This is a genomic window from Treponema socranskii subsp. buccale (genome assembly GCF_024181585.1).
GTDB lineage: Bacteria > Spirochaetota > Spirochaetia > Treponematales > Treponemataceae > Treponema_D > Treponema_D buccale.
In genome coordinates, this window is sequence record NZ_CP054258.1 from 776,825 (window position 1) to 789,469 (window position 12,645).

Genomic DNA, 12,645 nt, shown 5'->3' on the forward strand with positions numbered 1-12,645 from the left:
TACACCCCCTGTCAACTATCTTCCTACAACTTATTGTCTGAGAATTCCATCTGTCTTTTTTTATCTTCCGAATCCGTAACCTCAACCAAAAACATATAAAAACAATGTAACGCAGCCATTACAGTGCCAATAAACACCGGGAGATAGATCAGTCCCATTGGAATATGCATTGTCGGGGATGTCTGTACTGTTGAAAAAATTTTCATCATATAATCCCAGAATATTTTTGCAAAAATGAGCTGAAAAGCAAAAGTTGAAATAATCGCTGCATATGTAATGAATTTCGTTCCACCGGTTCGTATAGGATCTTTAGACTTATCAAATACTTGCTGTAATATATCAATCTCCGTATGTTGTCCGTAATATACCGCATATGCTGATCCGATATACGTTAACCATATGAACAAATATCTTGTAAGTTCTTCAGCCCATGGAACTGAAATAAAGAAAAAATATCTACATACCACCTCAATAAAAATGCACGCAACAAGAAATGCTGTAATTATTCCCAAGATGATGGTTTCAATTCCTATCATCCCATCATTAAGTTTTTTAGCAAACTTCATGAACAAAGACATTGCCCCTCCTTATTAAAAGAGGGTGATCTTCGCTTAAATTAAACCTCAGACCACCCATTGCTTCAAAACAGATAAGGATTATTTCGCCTTTTTGTAATCACCGCTGATAATGGGATCCATGATATCGTGTCCATATTTTTCGACAGATTCATCCCAAATTTGTTTATATATATTCTGCAGTTGCGCTTTCATATCATCAGAAGGCTGATCAACGGTCCACTGTCCACTTTTTACACCGTCATCCATTAACTTCCGTGTTTTACCATTAAAAAATATCGTGAAATCATCCGATACTTTCTGTGCACACTCTTTAAAGATCTCTTTATCGTCATCGCTTAATTTATTCCAGAATGGCTCTCCGGCGAGAAAGCAACCTCCGGAATAGCAATAATTTAACTCCGTAATGTGTTTAATGACATCCGTTATACCCTGATTTGTATAATTAAAGACTGCGTTATCAAGACCGTCGACAGTACCTGTTTGCAATGCATTCAATACTTCAGAACCGGAAATCATTACAGGAAGAGCGCCGCACTTTTCATAGAAGCTTACAACAGAGGCAACGGAAGGAGTTCGGATTTTCATTCCTTTTAAATCAGCCATTTCTGTTACAGAACGCTTAATATTACCAACCTGGCGGAACCCGTTACAATAAGAAGATATTCTTATCAGCTGATTTTGTGCCATAATATCTGCAACTTGATCGGCAATCCATCCGTGATCGTATACTTTCCGTGCATCTTCGTTATCGCTAACCAATCCGGGAAGCCATGCAAAGCCCAACTTCCCATCCAATACTCCGTCCATTGTCATATCATCACTCATGAGAACATCCAGCGTCCCCATGTGAAGCATTTGGGCGGCATCTGCACCGGTACCGAGAGAACCCGCTGCAATAATATTACCGACATATCTTCCATTTGTTTTTTTCTGAACCAATTCGGCAAACTGTTCTACATATGGAGCTCGATCACCTGTAACATCCGCCGTTACAGTGAAAGTAACGGCATTAGCAGATGTAGCCGCATTTCCGGATTTTTTTCCGCATCCTGCCAGACTTCCTACAATCATAGCCGTAGAAAATGCCAACACCCCAAGTTTACATACGTTCTTCATAAAATCCTCCTATAATTATTGTCAATTACGACAAATACTTTTGGGCTCTCCGGCCATCTCTTAACTGCGTTTAATCTGCTAATTTTGAAATGGGATACTACTCCCTTGTCTTAAAATAGACGGAATATAGGATCCTGTTGGCGGCATAATCGGATCATGCGCGGTAAAATAACTACACGAATCCGCCGCACCGGTTAAGTCATCCGTAATCTCTGTTAATTCCATGTTTTTGTTCATATGTTTGATATATGTTCTTTATCGCCTATATATTAGTTCGTTTTCTGGCAATTGTCAATATAAATCAATATATTTTTCATTATTTTATATGGCACGGTGCGTAAAATGTTCGAACGAACATATTGATGCACTAACCATCGCAACATGACTTATTGCATATAAACCGGCAAAAAAAACAGTTCCTAAACATTTAGTCAGGAACTGTCAGCTATCGAAACCCTTCTCTAAAATTACGCGAAGGAGAAAATGTCAATTTTCGACTGAGTGCAATTTGTGCGCATAAGCGTACAGTTATAAAAGAGCTTTCGAAAGAAAACTCGAAGCTAAAAGCGTCGCGTTATTTTAACGGTACTTTTAACCCTTCGATACACCGCAGCGCTTTTTCCGTATTTCGTTCGAGAGCGGAAAGGGATAAAGCATTGCGCAGCTTGACGATGGGTATACCGGTTTGTTCGTAACTTCGGTACAAACCGCGCTGGGCACGGAAACGTTTGCAGATCGCGCGTACGGCATCTCCGTCGCGTTTTTTTGCACGTAAAAGGCGTACCAAAAAGGGCGCTTCGACGTAAAGGATCGCGCGGCACATGTGCATGAGAGTCGGCGTTTTGTAGAGTACGGCTGCGTTGAGCGCGATGTTTTTCGCCTCATGCGAATCGATTTTTTGCATCGCGCATTTTTCGATTGCGGGATAGACGATCGCTTCCTGTTTTGCAAGCAGCGACGCATCGGAAAAGACGAGCTTCCCGAGCGAGCGCCTGTCGACGCTTCCATCCGAACGCACGATATCGATACCGCGTTTTTGTGCATCCTGCGAAAAGGTACGGATGATTTTATCGGCTTCGCTCTCTATCGCCTCGTGGACGAGGGCGTCCGCGTCGATGCAAAGCCAGCCGCGCTTTTCAAGCAGCTTTGCCGCCGCATTTTTCCCCGCCGCCATGGGGCCCGTAATGCAGATGATCAATGGAAGGCTCCCCAGTTTTTACCCGCTTCGATCGAAACGCGGAGCGGAACCGAAAGTTTTACCGCGCTTTCCATTTTATTGCGTATCATGTCGATCGTCGCATCGAGGACGGATTTTTCCGACGGGCATTCGAAGATGAGTTCGTCGTGCACTTGGAGCAAAAGGCGGGCGCCGTTTTTTTCTTTTCGGAGAGCGGCGTCCACGTCGAGCATCGCCTGTTTTACGATGTCCGCCGCGCTTCCCTGTACGGGCGTATTTACCGCGATGCGTTCGGCTGCAGCTTTTTCCGTTTTGTTTTTCGAATTAATATTAATAATTTTTCTGCGTCGTCCGAAAATCGTTTCGACGTATCCGTGCGTTTCGGCAAAGGAAATCGTCGAATCGATAAAATGTCTGATCGACGAATACTGCGTAAAATAATGTTCGATAAACGAAGCGGCCTGCGTTCGTGAAATGCCCAAATCGCGCGCGAGGCGGAATGCGCTCATGCCGTAGATGATGCCGAAATTGATCGTCTTTGCAATGCGTCTTTCGTCCGCCGTAACTTTTTCCGGAGGCGTCGAAAATAAAAGGGATGCCGTTGCGCGGTGGATGTCCACGCCCTCGCTGAACGCTTTGCACATGTTTTTGTCGCCCGAAAGGTGTGCGAGGACGACGAGTTCGATCTGCGAATAATCGGCCGAAATGAGATGCGTATTCGGCAAAGCGGTAAAGGCTGAGCGGATTCTCCTGCCGTCTTCGTTCCGCACCGGAATGTTTTGCAAGTTCGGATCGCGCGATGAAAGCCGTCCGGTCGCCGTTCCCGTCTGCATATAGTTCGTGTGCAAACGTTTGTTTTTATCGCAGAGTTTCGGCAGCGCTTCGACGTAGGTCGACTGCAGCTTTGTCTTTTCACGATATGTGAGAATTTTTTGCGGCACCGGATGATAAGCCGAAAGTTCTTCGAGCACCGTCGTGTCCGTCGAATAACCGGTTTTCGTCTTTTTGCCGTGCGGCAATTTCAATTCTTCGAATAAAATTTCCTGCAGCTGTTTCGGAGAAGCGATATTGAATTCGTGTCCGACGATTTCGTATATTTCTTTTTGCACCGTTTCGATTTCACCGGTGAGTTCGGCGTCGTATTTGTCGAGCGCTTTTGTGTTTACGTGGATGCCGCGCAGTTCCATTTCCGCGAGGATAGGAAGCAGCTTCATTTCGACGTCGGTAAATAAATTTAATAATTTATTTTTTTCAAGCCGTTCGCGGAAAAGATGCCAAAGCTGCAGCGTAAAATCGGCGTCTTCGGCACCGTAGTCGGCGGCTTTGTCGAGCGGTACATCGGCAAAGCTTCCTCCTTTGGGTACGATATCGTCGTATTCGATGCCCGAAAGCGAGAGCTTTCTCTCCGCAAGATATTCGAGCGCGTACGAAGCTCCTCCCGTTTTATCCGGATCGAGCAGCCACGCGGCGACCATCGTGTCGGCGATTTTGCACGAAGGGGAGGGGTAGTCTCCGCCTTTGAGTGCGATGCCGTTCGTGCGAAGCACTTCGTAATCGAATTTACCGTTGTGCATGACGACGGTGATGTCTTTGTCGGTAAAAAGCCGTGCGATCTGCACAAGCGCATCCTGCTTTGAAATGAGCGGGCCTGAAAAAAGCGCGTCGGTGAGTACAAGCGGAACGTAGACTGCTTTGCCGGGTATCGTGCACAGCGAAAAGCCGACGAGAGAAGCGCTCATCGTGTCGAGACTGTCCGTTTCGCAGTCGAAAGCGGCGCATTTTTCTTTCGATGCGATAATGCCGTCGACGATTTTTTTGAGTTCTTCGATATCGGTTACGGCGCGGTATTCGCCTTTGTTTTTCGTAAGCGGCTTGAGCATCGGAACTTCTTCCGTATCGGGTTCCTGTTCGGAAGATTCGTATTTTGTCCTTCCGTTTTCTTCATCTTCAGCGCTTGCCTCGTTTTTCCGCGCCGGATGAGCGCCTTTTTTCGCTGCAGAGGCTTTTCGCGCTTCGTCCGTTTCGATGCCTGTGCTTCCGTTTTCCGCTGCGAGAGCGGCATAGGATTTTGCGACGGTAGGCGCTTCGTAAAATGAAAGCTTTTCCGCGGCGGCATTGAAATCGAACGAAACGGGAGGAATCGCATCTTCGAGGTTTTTTACGCACGGCACGTCGTAACATAATTTTATTAATTTTTGTGAAAAATACGCGTCGTCTTTTCCCGCCCGCAGCTTTTCACCCGCGGCTCCCTTTATTTCATCCGCATGTGCGAAAATGTTGTCGAGGTTTCCGTACGCGTCGATGTATTTGCACGCGGTTTTCGGCCCGACGCCTTTTACGCCCGGCACGTTGTCCGATGCGTCTCCGATAAGCGAAAGCAGATCGAGCATTTGTTCGGGAAGGACGCCCCATTCGGCTTTAACGCCGTTCGAATCGATCGCTTTCCAAATGAGGGCGGTATCGGGTTTTAAAATCTGCGTCGTGCCGTTTACAAGCTGCATCAAATCTTTGTCGCCCGAAAGGATGCGGCACGTGCGCCCGCTTGCCGCCGCCTTTGCCGCAACCGTTGCGATGATATCGTCGGCTTCGTAGCCGTCGCACTGCAGGATCGGAATGCCGAGAGATGCGAGAATGTCTTCGATCCACGGAATCTGGGCGTGCAGGTCGTCGGGCGTTTTTGCGCGGGTGGCTTTGTATTCATCGTACATTTCGTGGCGGAACGTCGGCGTGCGCGAATCGAAAGCCGCGGCGATGTAACGCGGTTTATAGTGCGTAAACACCGCGTGCAGATTTCTGAAAAAACCGAAAAGTGCGGAAATATTTTCCCCGCGGCTGTTTGTCAGCGGCCGCGAAATAAACGCAAAATAACAGCGGTAGATGAGTCCGTACGAATCGAGGATATAGATGGTGTCGTCGTTGAATTCCTGCATAGCCCCATTTTAGCACGGCGGAAAACGGTTTTCAACATTATTTTTTATATAAAAATTTTTCCGGCAATGTTACGCCGAATTCTTTTGCAAGCTGACGAAAACCTTCGGGTTCGATCGTCTGCGATTTATGCTGCGATATGGAATATACTTTTACCGAAATTTCCGCGGCTTTTTCTATCGTATGCATAAGACCGAACGTCGTGTCGAACGTTTCTCCTGCGCAAAAAATACCGTGGTGCGCCCAAATAGCGGCGTCGTAAGTTTCCATGAGCTTGCTCGTTTCGACGGCTATATCACGACCGCCGGGTACCATCCACGGCACTACGCCGATTCCTGACGGGAATACGACGGGACATTCCGTAGCGCTTTCCCACAGTTCACGGGTGAAAATTTCATCTTTCAGCGGCAACACGAACGTAAGTGCAATAACGTTTGTACAGTGTGCGTGATAGATGACGCGGTATGCTCCTCCGCTTAACTTTTTTTTCACTTCGTGATTCATCAAATGAGTCGGCAGTTCGCTCGTCGGCTTTCCTCCGTTACGGAGTCCCCATACGATGCGGAAATTCTTTCCGGTATCGTCTATTTCGATGATACAGATATTCGCTTCCGGATCAAGCGGTATATTACGCATAAATTTTCCGCTTCCGGTTACGAGAAAATATTCACCTGCGAGTGTGCCGACTTCGCATCCGATCGGGAGCCATGCACCGCCGGTATTGAAAAACGCTTTTACTTCATCGATTTCCTCGCTCTTTATGCGATAAGAAAGATTGCCTCCGTTCCGTTCATGCCATCCCAATTCCCAGCCGTCACTGCAGACGCGGATAAACGATTTAATAAATTCAGCTTCCATTATATTCATACGTGTTACCTCTTGATTTGCGCCGCCGTAAGCCATGCGGCTTTGTATGCTTTATAGTCGTTTATTTCGGTTTTTTTAATAGGCACGTGCTCTATTTTAATAAAATCGCCGAGTTCCGTACAGCTCTTACCGGTAAGCGCCATAAGAGCGCTCATAGCGCAGCCTGTTGCGGTAGCTTCTTTCATAGTCGTCAACGCGACGCTGTTCGACGGAAAGATGGAAGAAAGCAACTCATTGTAGAGTCTGTTTTTTCGAAAGCCGCCTTCCGTATATAAAGAGGTTGTATCGGAAAAACCGACGCAGCCGACGCTCGTTTCCGTCTGAATCGCTATGGAAATATCGAGCAGCGCAAAAAAGAGTTTTTCGTTGAAAAAAACTTTCGGAACGGATTTTCCCGACAGCATCTCGTTGAGCGGGTGGAATATACCGTCTTCGTAAATGCCGGCGGCGGAAAGAGGAAAGACGCCTGATTCCGGAAGCACTCCCGGTACAAGGAATACGCGTTTTTCGGAAAGTATTTTCTGTACCGTTTGCATATCGGAAACGGGGAATGCATCCGTTTTATTTATTTTTTGATAAAGCCGTACATACGTGTCGACTTCCATCCCTCCGACAAATATTGCGGTTTTTACAGGCGTATCGAGCGCGCTTCGATTAAAGAATACCGTTTTACCGATGTCATCGGGATTGTAAAAAGATTTTGCGTTTTCCGAAACATCGGGATGCATGCAGACGCACCATGTTCCCGTCGAGTTGAGAATAAAGTCTTTATCGCTGCCGCGCGCGATATACGGCAAAAGCGATGCATTTGAATCGTGAATACCGGCCGTTACGATTACCGATTCGTCGAGTCCGAGCTCTTTTACCGTTTGTGCCGAAATACATCCGAGAGAGCTGCATGTCGGTACATATATTTCGGGCATACGGCTTCGTATTCCCAAGCTGTCTACGACAGTCGACCACGTATGTTCGTTTTGATTCCATAAATACGAATGGCATGCGAGATATGTCGGTTCATACGCTTTTTTACCGGTAAGCCAAAACGACCAATATTGCGGAAAGCCGAGAATTACCGTCGTCCGTGCAAATCGATCGGCAAAATATTTTTGTAAAAATAAAATGCCTTTTGAATAATTCAGCAGCGAAGGAAATTGCGGCGTATATGTTGTTGCCTGCAGCGATTCGGGACTGCCGCATTTTTCATAAAATTCACGATGAAAATCTTCTCCCGGTTCGTAGGTGTAAAAGATACACGGTGCGCATACGGATCCGCGTTCATCGACACAGACAAATGTTGCCCCGTGCGCCGTCACCGATATCGCCCGTACGGGATATTTTTTTGCGAAAAGACGAATGTTTTCAATAAACCATTTTTTCATACCGTCGATATCGTGCGTCGGTATATCGCCGGCGGGACCTTTTATCATAATCGGAGAAAATTCTTTATATACGGATTCCCGCTGTACGAGGTGTTCATCGTAAACCGCGATTTTTTTATTTGTCATACCGATATCGATAACGATAATCGCCTGCTTCATATTATTCAGTGTAGCGTACCGCAGTTTTTTTTACCTTGACAGAACATTCAGCAACTAGGATAATAACTGCAACTCGGTTTATAAGTCTATGTATGGATATGGAAAGGTTAGTTTCAAAAAAATATTGGACGAGAGAAACGCCGTATCATTTTGAATTCCGTAACCCGCAACCCGCTTTTCCGCTGCATTCGCATGATTTTACTGAAATCGTAATCATCTATAACGGTACCGGACTGCACAGAACCCCGCAGCAATCTTTTAAACTGGAAGCGGGCGATGTCGTGTTTATAAAACCGGGTCAAATACACGGATACGATGCCGTCGATAATCTTGTTTTGATGAATATTTTAATAAAGCCGTCGTTTCTTGCCGATAACGTTTTCGGCTTATCAACAGCGCCGGGGTATTCCGATTTATTTTTATCGACGGATTCTATAAAGAGTGAGCCGCAGTCCGTTATTCATTTCAGGCTCAATCGTCTGCAATTGTTTGAAGTGCAGGCGATTTTGGAGTCGATGCAGGAAGAGATCGACAGCCGGCATCTTTTATGGAATATCGAAAATACGATATATCTTTTTCAGCTGTTTATATTATTGCTCCGTATCTACAACAACCCTGCATATCCGGCGACGACTGAAAAAGATGCGTCTGCCGTTGTAAAATATGTTGAAAAAAATTTTAGAGAAAATTTTACGATAAAGCAGCTTATGGAATGTTTTAATATGTCCGAAAGCACCGTGCTGCGTACGTTCAAGCGCGTTACGGGGTATTCCGCATCCGAATATCAAATGCGCCGGCGCATGCTTGTGGCGATGGATGAACTTGCTTCAACGGATAAGAGCGTTACGCAAATCGCATACGATATGGGGTTCAACGACAGCAATTATTTCAGCCGCAGTTTTCGGCGTTTTACCGGTATCACGCCGACTGCATACCGCAAACGATTTTCAAAAAAATAACCATGCCGCCGTTTTTCTTACATGCCGGCAAAGCCGTCGAGAATTTTTCGAGCAAACGAACTTGCGCCGTTTACCGCCTGCTTCCAATCGTCGTTTCCCGTATACCATAATTCCGTTACATAGCGCCTCACGCCGAGCTGCCATAATTTTTTCAGTATACGTTCAAAATCGACGACGCCGGTACCGAAAGGAACTTCACGATATTTTCCGGGCATCGTTTCTTTGATGTGTGCTGCAACGATATGTCCTTTTCCTTTTTCCATATCGGCAAGGATATCGCTCTTATACAAGAGAGCCGCATTGTTGAGATTTCCGATATCGGGATAAACGCCGAGGTAGGGAGATGCGATCGGCAAAATACGGCGCATCGCTTTTTCCATCGTATCCATAAAAGGCGTTTCCATTGTTTCGAATGCGAGTATGATGCCTTCTTTTGCGGCGACAGCCGTACCGAGTGCGAGGTTTTTGCGGAAACGCTTTTCCGTTTCTTCCGTCGATTGCGCATAATACGTGTCGTACCCTGCCATCTGTATGACAGGGATCCCGGCGATTCGCGCAAAGCGTATCGCTTTTTCGAGTATCTCGAGGCTTTTCGTTTCGTCTTTATCGCCGAGCGCATACCGCCGTTGCCCGCTTAAACAGATCGAACCGAAACTCATCGATTCGCCGTATGCGACGGATACGACATCCCGTATCTGTGCATCGCTCCAATCGAGCCGCGCAAGTTTTTCATCCGTTTCGTCGATACTTATCTCGATGTAATCGTAACCGGCGCTTTTCGCTACCTGAAATTTTTCTTTCCAACCGATGTCTTTCGGCATCGCTTTTTCGTACAATCCGATTTTATACATTCTATCCATAGCGTTTTCCTTATCGCGAGGCACTGTTCAATCGGCGTTCCAATACCGTTCAAGTCCTTGATAAAATTTTTTATAGGCGGAAAATTTTTTCCGATAAATTGCAGTTTTGTCGCTGCGCGGCAGAACAGTGGTATCTATATGCGTCATAGTTCGAGATGCGCTTGCTATCGTGTCGTTATCTCCGCAGACGACGGATGCCGCCATTGCAGCGCCGAGCGCACCGAGTTCCCGCGCTTTGACCGCTTCGACGGGATACCCCGTTACATCGGCAAACATCTGCGTCCATACGGCGGAATTGGCTGCGCCCCCTGCAAGGCGGATCGAAGCGAAATCGCGCTTGTTATGCAAAAGCTTTTCTATATGCACCATGTGGCTGAATACGATGCCTTCGAATACCGCGCGTATAAAATGCGCTTGCGTGTGATGACTGTCGACACCGATAAAACAGGCTTTTGAATCGGGGTTATAATTCGATCCGTATATAAACGGTAAAAATATGATATCCTGATCTTCCGGTTCAATCGATGCGACAAGATCGTCGCAGTATGCGTATATGCTTTTGCCTTGTGCGTTGAGCGCATTTTTTTCGTTTTGCAAGAACCGTGCGATATACCATTCGAGATTTCCCGCCGATGTTGCACTGCTTTCTTCCAATAAATAATAATCGTCGATACAGTAGTTCGAATTCATCATAATGCTGCGGTTTACGATCGGCTGTTTTGCAATATATTCGTTTATGCTCCATGTTCCCGCTATACAGCAAATATTGTTCGGATCGACGACATTCATTGCGATTGAACATGCGTCTATATCGAACATACCTCCTGCAACGGGAATTCCTTCGGGGAGCAGCGTCAGTTTTGAAACATCCGATGTTATATAACCGCACATATCCGTCGATTTTTTCAGAGGCGGGAGCGCAGCTTCCGTTTCACCTATACCGAACCAATCGAGAATTTCTTTATTAAAATTTCCGGCGCTTACGTCAAGCAGGTTTGAACCGGAATAGTCGGTTATTTCGGCGAAAGCTTTCCCCGTAAGACGGTAGCGGATAAAATCTTTTACCGCAAAAATCCATCCTGCCGCGTCATAAGATTTTCGTTCGTATTGTTTGAGCCATGCGAGCAATGCAACCGGTTGGCAGGCGAGTATATTTTGATAATTTCGTTTGAAAACTTTTTCCGCCGTTCCGTCGCGCTGCCATTGACGTACGATCGCTCCCGCTCGCCCGTCTGTAGAAACGATACCGTTTCTCACCGGCGATCCGTCTTTTCTGCAAAGGTACAATCCTTTGCCGTGCCCGCATCCCGCGACGGCCTTTATAGCGGACGGATCTATGTTCGATTTTTCAATCGCTTCTCTGATACACTCGACGTTTGCATGCCACAGCGCATCCATATCCCGTTCCGTTTGCTGAGCACAAGGTGTAATCATTGTAAGCAGACGATGGGCACAAGCGATCTCGTTTCCTTGCGAGTCAAAAAGTACGGCTTTGCAGGATGTGCCGCCGTTATCGATTCCCATGTAGTACGAATTCATTTTTTCAAATAAACACTGTGTAAAAAAAATACGGGGCGAATCGAAACGATCCGCCCCGCGAAAAAACTAGAATGCGAAATTCTTATAGTTTTCTTTCAAAAAATCGCTCGGCGGTCCCATGATGATCGTTCTGCCGTCCGAAAGAACGGTGATCTTTCCGACTTTCGGAACATCCATACCGTCGGTCGGTTTTTGTCCCTTGAGCGCATTGTATGCAATGCATACCGTAAGGTAACCGAGTTTGGCCGGATCCCACAGCGTTGCGGTTTTAAGCGAGCCGTCTTCAAGGTACGGGCCGCTGTCGGTCGGAAGTGCGCTTCCGACGACGGCGACTTTATTTTGCATCCCTTTTTCCTGTACCGCCTGCGCAGCGCCGATCGGTGCCGGTGTTGAAACGCAGACCAGACCTTTGAGATTGGGGTAGGCTTTGATAAGGTCGAGCGTTTTTTGATAGGCGAGCTGCTGTTTTTCATCGGTCGGAACACGATCCGTTACCAGGCGGAGATTCGGATACTTTGTCTTTGCGTATGCAAGTCCGTAATCGAGCCACGAATTCAAATTGGCTGCGGAAAGTCCGCCGGTGAGAATCGCATAGTCGCCGCTCGTCCCCATGTATTTGACAAGCAGATCCCAGTTGTGTTCGCCGAACTGTTTGTCATCGATCTGATGAACGGAATAGTCGACTACCGACGGGTCGGCAGGGGTATCCCAGTCGAGCACTAAAATCCCTGCTCGTTTCGCTTTCATCAAAACGGGCGTTAATGCCTGAGCGTTGTTCGGCGCAACGCAGATCGCATCGACGCCTTTTGTGATCAGATCTTCGAGCATTCTCACCTGATCCGCAGCATCAGCCGTCGTAGGTCCGGTATAATTGACGGTGATACCCAAATCTTTTCCGGCCTGTACGGCACCTTTTTCCGAAGCATTGAAGTACGGAATGCCGACGAGCTTCGGCATAACGACGATCGTTATGTCTTTTTTTCCGCCGCCGGATGAAGAAGACTGCTCGTTTGCACCCATGGCAAAGAGAGCAGAACCGATCATGAGAACTCCAAGCACTGTAAGAATTCTTTTCATATATCC

The 12,645-nt window shown here is 46.8% G+C and carries 10 protein-coding genes; 1 reads left to right on the top strand and 9 read right to left on the bottom strand.

Annotation, left to right across the window (positions count from 1 at the left end; genetic code table 11):
* Nucleotides 1-23: 23 nt before the first annotated feature.
* The 6 genes from HRI97_RS03460 to HRI97_RS03485 all read right to left on the bottom strand — a co-directional run bounded on the left by HRI97_RS03460 (nucleotide 24) and on the right by HRI97_RS03485 (nucleotide 8,204).
* Complete coding sequence (locus tag HRI97_RS03460; RefSeq protein WP_253726588.1) at nucleotides 24-578, bottom strand: TRAP transporter small permease; 555 nt, start codon at nucleotides 576-578, stop codon at nucleotides 24-26.
* Between the two features lie 78 nt (nucleotides 579-656).
* Entirely contained in the window at nucleotides 657-1,694 is a 1,038-nt protein-coding gene (locus HRI97_RS03465) for a TRAP transporter substrate-binding protein (protein WP_253726590.1), read from the bottom strand.
* Nucleotides 1,695-2,268: 574 nt separating this feature from the next.
* Entirely contained in the window at nucleotides 2,269-2,892 is a 624-nt protein-coding gene (gene coaE / locus HRI97_RS03470; RefSeq protein WP_253726592.1) for a dephospho-CoA kinase, read from the bottom strand.
* A complete protein-coding gene (gene polA, locus HRI97_RS03475; protein WP_253726594.1) occupies nucleotides 2,889-5,801 on the bottom strand; it encodes a DNA polymerase I in 2,913 nt (970 codons plus the stop codon). The genes coaE and polA overlap by 4 nt, the downstream gene beginning before the upstream one ends.
* A gap of 37 nt (nucleotides 5,802-5,838) precedes the next feature.
* On the bottom strand, nucleotides 5,839-6,666 hold the full coding sequence (rhaD, locus tag HRI97_RS03480; RefSeq protein WP_253726596.1) for a rhamnulose-1-phosphate aldolase: 828 nt from the start codon (nucleotides 6,664-6,666) through the stop codon (nucleotides 5,839-5,841).
* A gap of 5 nt (nucleotides 6,667-6,671) precedes the next feature.
* Entirely contained in the window at nucleotides 6,672-8,204 is a 1,533-nt protein-coding gene (locus tag HRI97_RS03485) for an FGGY family carbohydrate kinase (protein ID WP_253726598.1), read from the bottom strand.
* A gap of 92 nt (nucleotides 8,205-8,296) precedes the next feature.
* Between HRI97_RS03485 and HRI97_RS03490 the strand changes: the two genes are divergently transcribed.
* Complete coding sequence (locus HRI97_RS03490; protein ID WP_253726600.1) at nucleotides 8,297-9,163, top strand: helix-turn-helix domain-containing protein; 867 nt, start codon at nucleotides 8,297-8,299, stop codon at nucleotides 9,161-9,163.
* A gap of 17 nt (nucleotides 9,164-9,180) precedes the next feature.
* On the opposite strand, the gene HRI97_RS03495 is transcribed toward HRI97_RS03490, so the two are convergent.
* The 3 genes from HRI97_RS03495 to HRI97_RS03505 all read right to left on the bottom strand — a co-directional run bounded on the left by HRI97_RS03495 (nucleotide 9,181) and on the right by HRI97_RS03505 (nucleotide 12,639).
* The gene (locus tag HRI97_RS03495; protein ID WP_253726602.1) at nucleotides 9,181-10,023 is read right to left on the bottom strand and encodes an L-ribulose-5-phosphate 3-epimerase; all 843 of its coding nucleotides are present in this window, start codon (nucleotides 10,021-10,023) and stop codon (nucleotides 9,181-9,183) included.
* Between the two features lie 27 nt (nucleotides 10,024-10,050).
* Nucleotides 10,051-11,562 carry an FGGY-family carbohydrate kinase gene (locus HRI97_RS03500; protein WP_366794361.1) on the bottom strand — a complete coding sequence of 504 codons (1,512 nt, stop codon included), beginning with the start codon at nucleotides 11,560-11,562 and terminating at the stop codon, nucleotides 10,051-10,053.
* 66 nt (nucleotides 11,563-11,628) lie between these two features.
* Nucleotides 11,629-12,639 carry an autoinducer 2 ABC transporter substrate-binding protein gene (locus HRI97_RS03505; protein ID WP_253726603.1) on the bottom strand — a complete coding sequence of 337 codons (1,011 nt, stop codon included), beginning with the start codon at nucleotides 12,637-12,639 and terminating at the stop codon, nucleotides 11,629-11,631.
* Nucleotides 12,640-12,645: the final 6 nt, after the last annotated feature.